Source organism: Amycolatopsis sp. lyj-23, from assembly GCF_046549135.1.
Lineage (GTDB): Bacteria > Actinomycetota > Actinomycetes > Mycobacteriales > Pseudonocardiaceae > Amycolatopsis.
This window is the reverse complement of sequence record NZ_JAJPWN010000002.1, coordinates 422,895-438,613: the sequence shown is the minus strand read 5'-3', so window position 1 is coordinate 438,613 and position 15,719 is coordinate 422,895. Positions and strand designations below refer to the sequence as shown.

Here is a 15,719-nt window from a genome sequence, read left to right as displayed (position 1 = left end):
CTCCGTGCTCAGCGCTCGGCGGCGACCGGCTGCGTCCGCTCCAGCTCCTCGGCGAGCAGCTGGGCGAGCTTCGGCCGGTCGTTGAAGTGCGGCGGCTCGAAGATGGCCCGCTGCAGGGGGGTCAGCTCGTCGGCGTACGTCTCGTAGTCCGCGGGCATCGGCTCGTACCGGAACATCAGCGCGCCCGGCGAGTAGCGGACGAACAGGGTGCGCCGGTCCGCTTCGCCGGTCCACGGCAGCGTGCCGTGGATCAGTGCCTCGCTGAAGATCACCGCCGAACCGGCCCGCAGCGGCACCTGCCGCACGTGCTCGGCCCCGTGGGTCAGCTCGAGGATCTCCGCGGCCGGCTCGAAGTTCGCCTTGTGGCTGCCCGGGATGCAGCAGAACCCGCCGTCGCCGGGGTGCACGTCGGTGACGGCGTAGGCGATGTTCATCAGCCCGTTGCGGATCCGGCCGTTCAGCACCTGGTAGAACCGCAGGTCGCCGGGCCGCCCGCCACCGCCGTGCAGCCGGAATCCCTCGGTGCCGGGCGTCATGATCGTGCCCTTCATCGAGTCGTAGCGGAAACCGTCGCCGACGGTCTCCAGCATCAGCTCGACCGTCCGGGGCAGGGCGACGAGGCGGCGGAACATCGGGCCCCACGGCTCGGGCCAGTTGAACGGCGCGTCGAACTCGGTGCGGCGGTGCTGCGCCTCGAACCGGCCCGCGTTCTGCGCGAGCGAGAAGCCGAGCTCCCCGATGCGCTCACCGCCGTGGTCGAACGCGTCGTTCAGCTCGGCGAGCAGCTCGGGTTCGAGGACGTCCTCGATCACCAGGTATCCGTTCACGTCGAAGAAAAACTTGTCGGCATCGGAAAGCACGGTAAACCCCTCTCAGAAGAACGGACAATGCGCGAACCGGCGGCCGCCCGGCCGGGATGAACCGATTCCACACTAGCGGCAGGACCCTGCGGTTCCAACGGGAAACGCACGTTCCGAATAATCATGATGAACGCAATTCGATGCAATTTTCGCGGTATTGACCCCGGTGCGCGGACGTCCTTAGCGTTTCTGGCACCGTCCGGCCATCCCGTCGCTAGGAGGTCGCGTGCCCGACGAGGTCACCGGCCGACGCCACCGGATCGCTCTGGGCGGTGTCGGCGCGGACTCCCATTCGATCGGCCTGTTCCTCCTCCGGCACGCGCTGGCCGAACACGGCTACGAAGTGGTCGACCTCCGCACGCAGAACGACCTGCGCGCGTTCTTCGACGCCGGCCCGGCGGTCGACGTCGTCATGATGTCCACTCTGGACGGCCACGGCCGGTTCTACACCCGGGATTTCCCGGAGCTCCGCAAGGAGTACGGGGACGACGGTGCACTGTGGTACATCGGCGGCAACCTCGCCGTCTCGACGCCGGCCGACGAGCTCGTCCGCCACTTCCGCGAACTCGGGTTCCACCGCGTGTTCCCGCAGTACGTGGGCTTCGGCGAAGTCCTGCGCTGCCTGGAGGCCGACCTCGCCGGGGTCGAACCGCGGCGGGCCCCGCCCCAGGTGGCGCGACCCACGACCCGCCGTCCGCTCGCCCCGCCCGACGACCGGAAGCTCGACGACCGGGACCTGCTGCGCACCCGGCGGGAGGTCCTCACGCACTGGCGGACCGGCGCCGGCGCTGCGGACCTCGACGACAACGCGAGCTTCCTCGCCCGGCGGCCGTCGCTGGCCGCGCTCCAGGCCGCGCGGGCGGGCGGGCTTCCCCTGCTGCAGCCCCGATGCGGCGTCGCCACCGAAGCGGGGCAGCGGCGGTTGTTCGGCCGGCTGCGTGCCGCCGGCGCCGACGTGCTGTCCTACCAGGTCGACTCGCTCACCCGGCTCAACGACTACCCGGGCGCCGCGGAGGGCATCCTCGGCAGCAGCGCGACGCGATCGGTGCTCAACGGCTTCCCGATGGTGAACCACGGTGTGCCCACGCTGCGGCGGATCGCCACCGGGGTGCCGGTCCCGCTGCAGGCCCGGCACAGCACCCGCGATCCGCGGCTGCTCGCCGAGATCTCCTACGCCGGCGGCGTCACCGCCTTCGAAGGCGGCGCGATCACCTACAACATCCCGTATTACAAGGACTACCCGCTCGCCGAGTCGGTGCCGGCCTGGCAGTACGTCGACCGGCTCACCGGCTGGTACGCCGAGCGCTACGGCATCGTGCTCGACCGCGAGTTCTTCGGCGTGCTCACCGCGACACTGCTCCCGCCCTGCCTCGCGATCGTGACGGTACTGCTCGAGATGCTCCTGGCGGTCACCCAGGGCGTCCGGTCCGTGAGCCTCGGCTACGCCGAGCAGGGATACCGCCCGCAGGACGTCGCGGCGATCCAGGTGCTGGCCGAGCTGGCGCACGACCTGCTCGACGGCAGCGGGCACCGGAACGTCCAGGTGACCACGGTGTTCCACCAGTACATGGGTGCCTTCCCGGCCGAACCGGCCAAAGCCCGCGCGCTCCTGCACGGGTCGGCGGTCACCGCCCGCCTCGCCGGGTGCGGGCGGGTGATGCTGAAGACTACGGCGGAGGCGTGGGGCATTCCCGGCGCGGGCGAAAACGCCGCGGCCATCGGGATCGCCCGGCGGGCGATCCGCGCGGCCAGCCCGCTGGAGCTCGACCACGCGGCCGTGGAGTTCGAAAAACGGGTCCTCCGCGAGGAATGCCGTCAGCTGCTCGACGCGGTGCTCACGTGCGCGGACAGCGTGGCCGCGAGCGTCGTGAAGGCCTTCGAGCTGGGCCTGCTCGACATCCCCTTCGCCCCTAACACGGACAACCGGGGCGAAGTGCTGGGACTGCGGGACAGCCGCGGCGCCGTCCGCCTGCTCGTCCCCGGCAGGCTGCCCCTCTCCGCCGAGCTGAAACGGTTCCACCGCGAGCGGGTGCGGGAACGCATCGGCCGCGAGCCGTCCGGACGGCGGGCTGGTCCCGTGGAACTGGTGTCCGCCGACATCCGGCGGATCGCGGACGGCGAGTTCGACGACTGGCCACTGCGGTGAACCGCATTTCCGCGATCGAAAAGTTCGCTTCTTTCCCGCTCTTGAGTCTCGCCGGACGAAGGAAATAGTCTCATCCCATTCTTCCCCCACCACCGGAGCACCATTCCGCCGGGAGTAACCGCATGCTCGAAACGGATCACGGGACGCTCGAACTGCCCGCCGCGCAACGCGAGGTCTGGCTGGCCCAGAAACTGGCACCGGACAGCCCGGCGTTCACCATCGCGTGCTACTTCCGGCTCACCGGAAGCCTGGACCGGGCCCGGTTCGAGGCCGCGCTGCGCACGGCGACGGCGGAAGCGGAGACCCTGCACGTCCGGATCGCCGAAGACGACGACGGGGAGCCCCGCCAGATTCCGGTGGCCGCCGACTGGCCCCTCCACGAGCTCGACCTGGCGTACGAGACCGATCCGGCGGCGTCCGCCCTGTCCTGGATGACGGCCGACGCCGAACGCCCGCTCGACCCCGGCACCGGCCCCCTGTTCGGCCACGCGCTGCTGCGGCTCGGCGACAGCGAACACCTCTGGTACGTCAAAGCACACCACGCGGTGGTCGACGGTTACGGTATCTTCCTCATCGGCCGCCGCACCGCCGAGCTCTACAGTGCCCTGCACCGCGGGGAACCGGAACCGCCGGCCACGGCCCGGCCCCTGCGCGACATCGTCGAGGAGGACCTGGCCTACCGCGGCTCGGCCGACCACGCCCAGGACCGCGAATACTGGACCAGCCGCTTCGCCCGGCGGCCCGCGGTGGTCACCCCGGCGCGGCGCTCGGCGAAGGCGGCCCGGTCGTTCCTGCACCGGAGCCACGTGCTCGGCCGGGACGAGTTCGCCAAGCTCGAGCGCCTCGCCGCCGCGTCCCGCAGCCGCTGGACCGCGCTGCTGACCGCGGCGGTGGCCACCTACCTCGGCAAGGCGATGGCCACCGAGGACGTCGTGCTGGGCCTGACCCTCAGCGGCCGGACCGGGCCGGCCGCCCGGACCACCCCCGGGCAGTTCGCCAACGTCGTCCCGGTACGGCTGAGCATCCGGCCCGGCACGCCGTTCGCGGCACTGGCCCGCCACGCCGCCGCCGAGATGGCCAAGGCGCTGCAGGCCCAGCGCTTCCGCGGCGAGGAGCTGGCCCGCGAGCTCGGCCTCCGCGGCGACGAAGAACTGCTGGGCTGGCACGTCAACTTCGTGCCCTTCGACTACGTCCTGCCCTTCGGCGCCGGGACGGCCGAGCTGACCACGCTCACCCTCGGGCCGATCCACGACCTGCACCTCTACTTCCACGACGCACCCGGCGGCGGGCTCCAGATCGACTTCCTGGCCAACCCGGACCGCTACACCCCGTGGGAGCTCGACCGGCACCAGCGCCGCTTCCTGACCCTGCTCACCCACCTGCTCGACGACGGTGACCCCGCCCGGCCGGCAGGCCGGCTCGAATGCGCCTCACCCGCCGAACGGTCCCAGCTGAGCGCCACCGATCCGGCCGGGGACGCGGCCCGGCCGGAGCTGCTCGTGCTCGACCTGCTCCGCGACCGGGCACGGTCGGCTCCCGCGGCCCCGGCGGTCTCGTGCGACGGCGAAACGATCGGCTACGCGGACCTCGACGAGGCGTCGAACCGGCTCGCGCGGCTGCTGATCGGCCACGGCGTGCGGACGGACCAGACCGTCGGGGTCGCGGTTCCCCGGTCGGCGGACATGGTGGTCGCCGTGCTCGCCGTGCTGAAGGCCGGCGCCGGATACGTCCCGGTGGACCTCGACTACCCGCCGGCCCGCATCGCGCACATGGTGCAGCACGCCCGCGTGCCGTTGCTGCTGACGATCGCCGCCGGGATGGCCTCCGGCCACCTCGACGACGTGGCCGGGGTGCTGGTGCTCGACGCGCCCGAGGTCCGGGCGCGGGTCCGCGCGCTGCCCGGCGGCGAAGTCCGGGACGCCGAACGCAGTGCGCCGCTTCGCCCCGGGAACCTCGCGTACGTCATCTACACGTCCGGGTCGACGGGACTGCCGAAGGGCGTCGCGGTGACCCACCGGTCGGTCACGAACTACGTCGTCCGCGCGGCGACGGCGTATCCCTCGCTCGCCGGACGAGTGCTGCTGTACTCGTCGCTGTCCTTCGACATCACGCTCACCGCGCTCTTCGGCGCGCTCGCCGCCGGAGGCGAGCTGATCATCTCGAGCGTCGAGGACTACGCCGAGCACGCCACGCGGCAGACCTACGACTTCCTCAAGGCCACCCCCACCCACCTCGCCCTGCTCGACGCCCTGCCGGATCTCTGCTCGCCGGCCCGCGAGTTCATCGTGGCCGGTGAACCGCTGGTCGGCGAGGCACTGCTGCCGTGGCGCCGTCAGCACCCCGGTACCCGGATCATCAACCACTACGGGCCGTCCGAGGCGACGTGCGGCTGCGTGGACCACCACATCCCGCCGGCCACCCCGATCAGCCCCGGGCCGGTGCCGATCGGCCGCCCGTTCGCCGGCACCCGCCTGCACGTCCTCGACGCCGGGCTCGTGCCCGTCCCGCAGGGGGTCGTCGGCGAGCTGTACATCTCCGGCGAATGCCTCGCCCGCGGTTACCTCCGCGCCCCGGCGGAGACCGCCGCCCGGTTCGTCGCGAACCCCTTCGGCGACGAACCGGGCGGCGGCCGGATGTACCGCACCGGCGACCTGGTGCGGCTGCGCGAGGACGGCGCACTGGAGTTCGCCGGGCGCGCCGACCACCAGGTCAAGCTGCGCGGCTTCCGCGTCGAGCCGGGCGAGGTGCTCGCCGCGCTCTCGGCGCACCCGGCGGTCGCGCAGGCCGTCGTGGTGGTGCGCGAGGACCGGCCCGGCGACCGCCTCTTGACGGCCTACGTCCAGCCGGCGCCGGGCCGCCGTCCCACCGGTGCCGAACTGCGCGACGAGCTGGCCAGGACCCTGCCGTCGTTCATGGTGCCGAGCCGCTTCGTGCTGCTGGACGAGCTACCCCTGACCCCGAACGGCAAGATCGACCGGGCCGCGCTGCCGTCGCCCGGCGACAGCGGGACGGCACCCGGCCGGGAGCCCGCGTCGGAGCGGGAAGCCCTGCTGTGCCGGCTGATGGCCGGCGTCCTCGGGGTGCCCGCCGTCGGCCCGGCCGACGACTTCTTCGACCTCGGCGGCCACTCGCTGTCGGCGGTCAAGCTGAGCAGCAGGATCCGGGGCGCCACCGGAACGAGCGTGGCGATCCGCGAGATCTTCGAAGCCCCCACGCCGGAGAAGCTGGCGGCCCGGCTGTTCCCGGCCGAAACCGGCCCGGCCCCGGTGCCCGGCTTCCCGCTGTCACTCATGCAGCGGCGGCTGTGGTTCCTCAACCAGTCCGATCTCCCGCGCGCCGTCTACAACATCCCCTACCTGGTCGCCCTCGGCCCCGGCATCGACGCGGGTGCCCTGGCCGCGGCGCTCGACGACGTCGTGGATCGGCACCGGATCCTGCGCACGGTGTTCCCGCGCACGCCCGCCGGACCACGGCAGCGGGTGCTCGCCACCATTGCACCCGAAAGCCGCCTGCACGTCAGCGACGTCGCCGCGGGCGACGCCGACCGGCTCGTCGACGACGCCGCCCGCGCCGGCTTCGACCTGACCTGCCAGGCACCGCTGCGGACCCGGTTGTTCCGCACGCCGTCCCGGTCCCTGCTCCTGATCGTGCTGCACCACATCGCCGGCGACGGCTGGTCGTTCGCGCCGTTCGGCCGGGACCTCGAAACGGCGTACGCGGCCCGCGCGGCCGGGCGGGCGCCCGACTGGCCACCGCTGCCCGCCCAGTACACCGACTACGCCGAGCAGCAGGTGCGAGCGCTCGACGAGACGTCGCCCGAGCACGCGGGCTACGCCGAAGAAATCCGTTACTGGACGGCGAAACTCGCCGGACTGCCGGAGGAGCTGCGGCTGCCGGCCGACCGCCGGCGGCCCGCGGTGGCCAGCTACCTCGGTGACACCGCGGCCGTCGAGATCGCGCCCGCCCTCCACGACCGCCTGGCCGCCGTCGCGGCCGGCGCCGGCGCGACCGTGTTCATGGTCCTGCAGTCCGCGCTCGCCGTGCTGCTGATGAAACTGGGCGCGGGCACCGACATCCCCATCGGCACCGGCGTGGCCGGGCGCACCGAGGACGCGTGGGACGAGCTGGTCGGGTTCTTCGTCAACACCCTCGTCCTGCGCACCGATCTGACGGGCGACCCCACCTTCGCCGAGCTGCTCGCCCGCGTGCGCGCGACCGACCTGGAGGCACTGGACCACCAGCGGGTTCCGTTCGAGCGCGTGGTCGAGGCCGTCAACCCCGTCCGCTCGCCCGCGCGGCACCCGCTCTTCCAGGTGCTGCTCATGCTGCGCAACACGCCCCGCGCAGACATGCGGCTGCGGCTCGGCGGCACCGAGGCGGACGGGGAAGAGATCCCGATCGGGCACGCCAAGTTCGACCTGACGCTGAACCTCCGGGAGACGTTCGGTCCCGACGGCGGCCGCGCGGGCATCGACGGGTTCTTCGAATACGCCTCCGACCTTTTCGACGCCGACACCGCCGAACGGCTGGCCTCCCGGTTCGTCACCGTGCTCTCCCGGCTCGTCTCCCACCCCGGGGCGCCGATCGGACAGGTCGACGTGCGGGACGGCCGGGACCACCTCCTGGCCCCGGGCCGGGTCCGCCGTGATCCACGGCCCCGGCCGCTGCTGCCTGACCTCTTCGCCGCGCAGGTGGCCGCCCGGCCCGGAGCCACCGCGCTCGTCACGCCGTCGGGCGAGCTGAGCTACGCGGAACTCGATGCCCGGTCGGCCCGGCTCGCGGGGTTTCTCGCGGCTCGCGGCGCCGGCCCCGAAACCCGGGTCGCGCTGGCCCTGCCCCGCTCGGAGCACCTCGTCACCGCGGTGCTCGCCGTCCTCAGGGCCGGTGCCGCCTACCTGCCGATCGACCTCGGGTACCCCGAGGCGCGGATCGCCGCGATGGTGGCGGACGCGGATCCGCAGCTGCTGCTCACCGCCGGTGGGCACGACGTGCCCACCGGCCGGGCGGCGATGGTGCGCCTCGACGAACCCGCGACCGCGGCCGCGCTCGCCGCGGCACCGGCGGCCGCGCCGCGCCCGTCCACAAGGGACCCCCAGCTGGCGGCGTGCGTGCTGTTCACCTCCGGCTCGACCGGCCGCCCGAAGGGCGTCGTGCTCACCCACACCGGGATCGCCGACCTCGTCGCCGCGCAGCCGGAGATCTTCGCCGTCACGCCCCGCGCCCGCGTGCTGCAGTGCGGTTCGCCGAGCTTCGACGCCTTCCTGCTCGAGATCTGCATGTCGCTGCTGTCGGGCGCGACGCTGGTCATGGCGGACCCCGGTGACCTGCTGCCGGGTGAACCGCTCGCGACCACCATCCGGGACCTCGAGGTCACGCACGTGACGATGCCCCCGTCCGCGCTGGCCGCCGTACCGGAACCCGTCGTGCCTTCCGGGGTGACCGTGATCGCGGCCGGCGAGGCCGTCCCCGCCTCGCTGGTGCGCACCTGGGCGCCGGAGCACCGGATGCTCAACCTGTACGGGCCCACGGAGGGTTCGGTGATCGCGACCTGGGCCGGCCCGCTGCGGCCGGGTGGGACACCCCCGATCGGCCGTCCGCGCACCGGCGTCGGGCTGCACGTGCTCGACCCGTGGCTCACCCCGGTGCCCGCCGGGGTCGTCGGCGAGCTGTACCTCGCCGGCGACTGCCTGGCCCGCGGGTACCAGAACCGGCCCGGGCTCACCGCCGAACGGTTCGTCGCCGACCCCTTCGCCGCGGACGGCTCCCGGCTCTACCGCACCGGTGACCTGGTGACCTGGCGGGTGGACGGCACGCTCGACTTCGTCGGCCGGACCGACCACCAGGTCAAGGTGCGCGGGTTCCGGGTGGAACCGGCCGAGGTGGAAGCCGCGCTCGCGGAGCTCGCGGGCGTGGCCCAGGCCGCGGTCGTCGCCCAGCCGGACCAGGCGGGCGGGCGGCGGCTGGTCGGGTACGTCACGGCGGCGGACGGTCACCACCTCGACCCCGCCGAGGTCCGCGCCCACGCCGCGAGCAGGCTGCCCGCGTACCTCGTGCCCGCGAGCATCGTCGTCGCCGACGCCTTGCCGAGGAACCCCAACGGGAAGCTCGACCGCGCCGCGCTGCCCGCGCTCACGGCAGGCGACCGGCGGGTCGTCGTCACCGGTTCCCCCCTCGAACAGCGGATCGCGGCGGTGTGGGCCGAAGTGCTCGACGTCCCGGAAGTCGGCCCCGCCGACGACTTCTTCGACCTCGGCGGCCATTCCCTGCTCGCCGGCCAGGTCGTCACCCGGCTGCGCGAAGACCTCGGCCTCGACGTGACGATCCGGCACCTGTTCGCCACGCCGACCGTCGCCGGACTCGCGGTGGCCGCCGGGGAGCAGCGATGACGGCCGGCGGCCTCTACCCGAGCCAGCTCGCGATGTGGCGGCTGGAACAGGAGCAGCCCGGGCGCCGGGACTGCGTGGTCGCCGCGCTCGTCCGGCTGACCGGCGCCGTCGACGTGCCCGCTCTCGACGCGGCCCTCACTGCCGTGATCGCCCGGCACGAAGCACTCCGCACGGGCTTCACCGACCGCGACGGACAGCCCCGTACCTTCGTGGTGCCACCCCCGCCCGGTGCGCTCGTGGTCGTCGACCTGCGGGGCCGGGACGTGCCACGCGGCGAAACCGAGCGGCTGGCCAGGGAGCACAGCGCGACGCCGTTCGACCTGACCGCGCCGCCGCTGGTCCGCGCCGCGCTCGTCCGCCACAGCGACCGGGAAGCGGTCCTCTCGCTGGCGATGCACCACCTGGTCACCGACGGCTGGTCCACCGCCGTCGTCGTGCGCGAACTGGCCGAGCTGTACAGCGCGCGGGTGCTCGGCCGCACTCCCGCGCTCGCCGGCCCGGTGCGTCCGTACTCCGAGTTCGCCGCCGAGCGGGCCGCGTGGTTCGCCACCCCCGACGCGGCCGCCCAGCTCTCCGCCTGCCTGCGCGACCTGCGCGGTCAACGGCCCCTGCCCGTTCCGGTCGCCGGAGACGCCGGGACGGCCGCCGAACCCGGCGACGCGGTCGTCACCTGGTTCGGCGAGGAGCTCTCCGGCCGGGTCCGCCGGGCCGCCCGGGCGGCCCGGACCACACCGTTCGTCTTCCTGCTGGCGACGGCCTACGTGTGGCTGGCGGGGCTCACCGGCGAAACCGACATCACGCTCGCCTCCGCGATGGCCAACCGGACCCGGCGGGCCGACGAGCACGTCGTCGGCTTCCTCACCAACATCGTCCTGCTGCGGGCGCGGGTGCCGCCATCCCTGCCGCTCGTCGAACTGCTCGCCACGGCGGGCGAACTGGTGCTGACGGCCTACGAACGCCAGGCCGTGCCGATCGAGCACGTCACCGACCGGCTGGCCGCCGAAAACCCCGCCGCGGACGTGAAGCCGAGCGTGCTCTTCTGCGCCGACAACGCGGCCGGCGTCGGCTGGGAGTTCGCCGGGCTCACCGCCGAACCCCTGGACCGCGGGTGGATCGTGCCGAAACGGCCGCTGAGCCTGTTCCTCCAGGAGCAGCACGGCCGGCTCGGCGTCCGGCTGGTGTACCGCACCGACGTCCTCGGCCGGGGCACCGCCCGGGCGCTGGGCGCCGCCTACCGGACGCTCGCCGAGCGCGCGGCCGACCGGCCCGCCGCCACCGTCGGCAGCCTGCTCGACGGCGTCCCCCTCGTCGGAACCGGTCCACATCGGACATTCACACCCCGGCCTGCGCACCCGGCAAGGCCGTGAACGGGAAGGAAACCACGATGACCGTCACCCAGGAGACCGCGCGGCGGCTCTCGACGGAGATCGAGCACAGCGGGGAAGCCCCGGACATCGCGGCCGCGGCCGCGTTCCTGGAGATGGGCGACCGGCTGGGCGTGCTGGACGTCATCACACCCGGCCGCACCTTCGACGCGGCCGCCGTGGCCCGCCACGCCGACCTCCCGGTCGACGCGGCGGCCCGCTACCTCGAGGCGATCGAGTCGGCCGGGCTGATCGAGCAGGCAGGCGCGGAGTTCCGCACCGTTCCCGGCTTCGACGTCATCCTGCACCGCGCCGGCTACGTGTCCTGGACGATGAACGCCAACCGGCCGTTCATCGAGCACGCCAGGGAGTTCTTCACCGATCCGGTGTCGGCCGGGCGCCGGTACCTGCGCGACGGCCGCGAAGTGGCGGTGAGCTCGCAGTGGATGGGCTCCCTCGCCTTCTACCCGGCCGCGCTCGAACGCATCCTCGCCGCCGAGCCCGGGCACATCGCGGACCTCGGTGCCGGCACCTGCCGGCTGCTGATCGAGGTGCTCGGCCACTTCCCGGAAGCCACCGCAGTCGGCCTCGACATCGACGGTCCGGCCTGCCGGGCCGCGGAGCACGCGGCGGAACAGGCGGGCGTCGGCGACCGGCTGACCGTCGTCGAGCGGCCCATCCAGTCCGTGGCCGACGACCCGGGGCCGGTGGCCGGGACCGACGTCATCCACGCCGGCTTCGTCTTCCACGACATGCTCCCGGAGGAGGAAGCCGTCGCCGACCGCGTGCTCGCCAACTGCCGCGACGCCCTGCGTCCCGGCGGCATCATGGCGATCACGGACGCGGTGCCGTACCTGCGCAACGAACGCGAACGCCGGTTCAGCGCGATGGTCACCTACTACCACCGCCAGTTCATGCGGCGCCGGCTGCTCACCGAGCAGGAGTGGACCGAGAAGCTCGCCAAGGCCGGCTTCGGCGACGTCGACGTCGTGACGCTCGGCTTCCCGACCGGCCGCCTGTTCGTCGCCACCCGCTGACCCGGAGGGGAGACCGCACCGATGACGACCACGACGTCGCCCTGGTTCACCACACCCGGGCCGGGCATCCGGGCAGCACCGGCGCTGCCCCTGTTCTGCCTGCCCCACGCGGGCGCGGGGCCCGCGGTGTTCCGCGCCTGGCCCGCCGGGCTGGACGAACGCGTCGAAGTCGTCGCGGTGCAGTACCCCGGCCGGGCCGCCCGGATCGCCGAACCCGCCGAGGAGTCGATCCGGCGGCTGGCCGAGCGCGTCGCGGGCCCGGTCGCCGAGCGCACCGGCACCGCCCCGTACGCGCTGTTCGGGCACAGCATGGGGGCGCTGGCCGCCTTCGAGCTGGCCCGGGTGCTGTCGGGACTGGGCAGGCCACCCCGGCACCTCGTCGTCTCCGGCCAGACACCGCCGCACCACTACCGGCCCACCGGCGTGCACGCGCTCCCGGACGAGGAGTTCCGGGAAGCCGTGGTGGCGCTGGCGGGGACCGAACCCGGCGTCCTGGCCAGCCCGACGCTCTGGGAGATGCTGCTGCCGATCCTGCGGGCGGACTTCCGCGCCTGCGAAACGTACGAGTACGCGGCAGGTGCCCTGCTCACCACCGACCTGACCGTGGTCTCGGGCGACGACGACCCGACCGTGGACACCGCGACGCTCGACCGCTGGGCCGAGCTCACCGAAGGCCGGACGTCCGTGCACGTCCTGCCCGGCGGTCACTTCTACCTCACCGAACGCCCGGCCGCCGTTCTCGACGTCATCGGCGCCGCCCTCGGCCCCCTCCTCCTGGAGTCACCATGACACTCGCCCCCGGGCTCACCGAGCCACTACGGCTGCCCTTCGCCGGAGACGTCGCCCTCGCGCCCGGCGCGCCGGCGCCCGCGTTCGGCGCGGCGTTCACCGCGCACATGGTGACGGCCGCGTGGTCGGAAGCCACCGGCTGGCAGGCGCTCGAGCTCGGCCCGCGCCGCCCCCTGGCCGTCGACCCGGCAATGGCCGCGCTCCACTACGGGCAGGCGATCATCGAAGGGCTCAAGGCCTACCGCCGCGACGACGGCTCCCTCGTCGTCTTCCGCCCCGGCGCGTACGCCAGGAGGCTGATCGCCTCGGCCCGGCGGATGGCCCTCCCGGAGCTGCCGGAAGAGGTCTTCCTCAGCGCCGTCGAGCAACTGGTCGAAGCGGACGGGCCACGCCTGCCCAGCCGTCCCGGATTCGGGCTCTACCTGCGGCCCGCGCAGTTCGCGACCGAGCCCAGCCTCGCGCTGCGGCCGGCCCGCGACTGCCTGTTCCTGCTCGTGGCCTTCGTGACCGGTGGCTTCTTCGGGGATCGGCCGGAGCCGATCGCGGTGACGGCGAACGAGGAGTACGTCCGCGCCGCGCCCGGCGGGACCGGCGCCGCGAAATGCGCAGGCAACTACGCGCCCACGTACCCGGCCCAGCTCGCCGCGGCCGCCGACGGCTACCAGCAGGTGCTCTGGCTCGACGCGATCGAACGCACCTACGTCGAAGAACTGGGCGGGATGAACGTCTTCTTCGTCCACCGGGACCGGCGCGGCGGCCGCGCCGTCGTGAGCACCCCGCCGCTCACCGGAACGCTGCTGCCGGGCGTCACCCGGGCGTCGCTGCTGGACCTGGCCGCCGACCACGGGTTCGCGGTGCGGGAGGAGCCGATGAGCATCGACGGCTGGCGCTCGGGCTGCCTCGACGGGACGATCGCCGAGGCGTTCGCGTGCGGCACGGCCGCCGGCGTCACCCCGATCGGCCGGGTGCGCGCGGGCGGGCGCGAGTGGACGGTCGGGAACGGCGCCGCGGGCCCGGTCACGCTCACCCTGCACCGCGCCCTCCACGACGTGCACCGCGGCGTCCGGCCGGACCGCTTCGGCTGGCTGCACGAGGTGGGCGTGCACCGGAGCGCGGCGCGATGACCACCGGGAACCTCGGCGCCGACCGTGCCCTCGATCTGTCCGATCCGGGGCTGTACGAAAGCGGCGAAGCACTCGGCATCTGGCGCGAACTGCGCCGGACCGACCCGGTCCACCACGTCGTGCGGTCGCCGCACGGCCCGTTCTGGGCGGTCCTCACGCACGACCTGGTGACCAGGGCACTGGCCGACCCGGCGCGGTTCTCCTCGACCGGCGGCATGCGCATCGACGCCGACGCCACCGCGACCGCGGCCGCGACCGGCCACATGATGGTGATCACCGACCCGCCGCGGCACGGCAAGATCCGCCGCATCATGGCCTCGGCGTTCACCCCGAAGACCGTGGCCCGGCTGCGGGAAACCATGCGCGGGATCGTGACCGGCCTCGTCGAGGACGCCCTCGAGAAGGGCCACTGCGACTTCGTCGACGTCGCCGCGCGGCTGCCGCTCGCGGTGATCTGCGACCTGCTCGGCGTGCCGCGGCCGGACTGGGACTTCATGCTCAGCCGGACGATGACCGCGTTCGGAGTCGGCGCCGACGCCGGCCCGGCCGACGCGGCCCGCGCCGCCGTCGCGCACACGGAGATGTTCCGGTACTACCAGGAGCTGATGGAGCGCCGCCGCCGCGAACCGCGTGACGACATCGTCAGCGCGCTCGTGCACGGCCGCATCGACGGCCGCCCGCTCACCGAGACCGAGGTCGTGCTGAACTGCAACGGGCTGATCTCCGGCGGCAACGAGACGACGCGGCACGCCACGCTGGGCGGCGTGCTCGCCTTCATCCGGCAGCCCGATCAATGGACGCTGCTGCGGGAACGGCCGGAGCTGCTGGCGGACGCGATCCAGGAGGTGCTCCGCTACACCTCCCCGGCGATGCACCTGCTGCGGACCGCGACCCGGGACACCACGCTGGGCGGCAAGCCCATCGCGGCCGGCGACAAGGTGACGCTCTGGCTGGCTTCGGCCAACCGCGACGAGCGGGTGTTCCCCGACCCCGACCGGTTCGACATCACCCGCGCCCCGCGGCGGCACCTGACGTTCGCCCACGGGCCGCACCACTGCATCGGCGCGGTGCTCGCGACCACCGAGCTGACCGTGATGTTCGGGGAGCTGATCGACCGCGTGGAGCGGCTGGAGCCGGCCGGCCCGGTCCGGCGGATGCGCTCCAACCTGATCGGCGGGATCGAGGCACTCCCCGTCTCGCTCACCCGCCGGGCCGGCGCGGGGTCGTCGTGACCGCCGATCCGCGCCCGCCCGTCCGGTGCGAGGAACTCGGGGACGTCACGCTGGTCACGCTCGACCGGCCGGACGACGGGAACGCGCTCGGCGCGGACATGGTGACCGAGCTCAGCCGCACCACGGCGGCCCTGCGGGCCACGGGCCGGGCGCGTGCCGTCGTCCTCACCGGTGCCGGCCGGACCTTCTGCACCGGCGCCGACCTCGCCGAGCTGGCAGCCCTCGGCCGCCGCCGGGCCACCGGTGAGCTGATCGAGCTGACCGACGCACTCGCCTCCGTCGTGCGGGACCTGCGCGCGCTGGCGTGCCCGGTCATCGCCGCCGTCAACGGCGTCGCGGCGGGCGCCGGCTTCTCCCTCGCCCTGGCCTGCGACCTGCGGCTCGCTTCGGACCGCAGCGCGTTCCACTTCGCGTACGGCGCGCTCGGTTCGTCCACCGACGGCGGGATGAGCTGGTTCCTGCCCCGGATCGTCGGCACGGCCCGCGCGCTCACGCTCCTGCTGGAGCAGCCGGTGCTGCGTGCGCCGGCGGCCCGCGAGCTCGAGCTGGTCTCCGAAGTCGTGCCCGCCGCCGACCTCCTCGACGTGGCCCTGCGCCGCGGTCGTGCGCTCGCCCAGCAGGCCACGCACACCGTCCGCGCCGCCAAGAGCCTCCTCGACCTCAGTGCGTGCCTGTCGCTGGAAAGCCACCTCCGCGCCGAACACGACGAAGTGGTGAAGGGACTGATGGGCGCCGACGTCCGCCGGGAGCTCGAAGCCCGGCGGCACCGGACGCGGTGATC

General features: G+C 73.7%; 9 protein-coding genes. 8 read left to right on the top strand and 1 reads right to left on the bottom strand.

The genetic code is table 11. The annotated features are described in order from the left end of the window. Positions 1-8: 8 nt before the first annotated feature. Complete coding sequence (locus ACLJPY_RS04600; RefSeq protein ID WP_410586746.1) at positions 9-860, bottom strand: phytanoyl-CoA dioxygenase family protein; 852 nt, start codon at positions 858-860, stop codon at positions 9-11. 226 nt (positions 861-1,086) lie between these two features. Here ACLJPY_RS04600 and ACLJPY_RS04595 point away from each other — a divergent pair, with 226 nt between their 5' ends. From ACLJPY_RS04595 to ACLJPY_RS04560, 8 genes are all read left to right on the top strand, one after another. After that, the gene (locus ACLJPY_RS04595) at positions 1,087-3,006 is read left to right on the top strand and encodes a methylaspartate mutase subunit E (protein WP_410586745.1); all 1,920 of its coding nucleotides are present in this window, start codon (positions 1,087-1,089) and stop codon (positions 3,004-3,006) included. A gap of 122 nt (positions 3,007-3,128) precedes the next feature. Continuing rightward, positions 3,129-9,392: an amino acid adenylation domain-containing protein gene (locus ACLJPY_RS04590; protein ID WP_410586744.1), complete on the top strand. Its 6,264-nt coding sequence runs from the start codon at positions 3,129-3,131 to the stop codon at positions 9,390-9,392. After that, entirely contained in the window at positions 9,389-10,759 is a 1,371-nt protein-coding gene (locus ACLJPY_RS04585; RefSeq protein ID WP_410586743.1) for a condensation domain-containing protein, read from the top strand. Before ACLJPY_RS04590 ends, ACLJPY_RS04585 begins: the two co-directional genes overlap by 4 nt. A gap of 17 nt (positions 10,760-10,776) precedes the next feature. Then, positions 10,777-11,793 carry a class I SAM-dependent methyltransferase gene (locus tag ACLJPY_RS04580; protein ID WP_410586742.1) on the top strand — a complete coding sequence of 339 codons (1,017 nt, stop codon included), beginning with the start codon at positions 10,777-10,779 and terminating at the stop codon, positions 11,791-11,793. A gap of 21 nt (positions 11,794-11,814) precedes the next feature. After that, entirely contained in the window at positions 11,815-12,582 is a 768-nt protein-coding gene (locus ACLJPY_RS04575; RefSeq protein WP_410586741.1) for a thioesterase II family protein, read from the top strand. After that, a complete protein-coding gene (locus ACLJPY_RS04570) occupies positions 12,579-13,706 on the top strand; it encodes a branched-chain amino acid aminotransferase (protein ID WP_410586740.1) in 1,128 nt (375 codons plus the stop codon). Before ACLJPY_RS04575 ends, ACLJPY_RS04570 begins: the two co-directional genes overlap by 4 nt. Beyond that, a complete protein-coding gene (locus ACLJPY_RS04565) occupies positions 13,703-14,938 on the top strand; it encodes a cytochrome P450 (protein ID WP_410586739.1) in 1,236 nt (411 codons plus the stop codon). Before ACLJPY_RS04570 ends, ACLJPY_RS04565 begins: the two co-directional genes overlap by 4 nt. Beyond that, entirely contained in the window at positions 14,935-15,717 is a 783-nt protein-coding gene (locus ACLJPY_RS04560) for an enoyl-CoA hydratase/isomerase family protein (protein WP_410586738.1), read from the top strand. Before ACLJPY_RS04565 ends, ACLJPY_RS04560 begins: the two co-directional genes overlap by 4 nt. Positions 15,718-15,719: the final 2 nt, after the last annotated feature.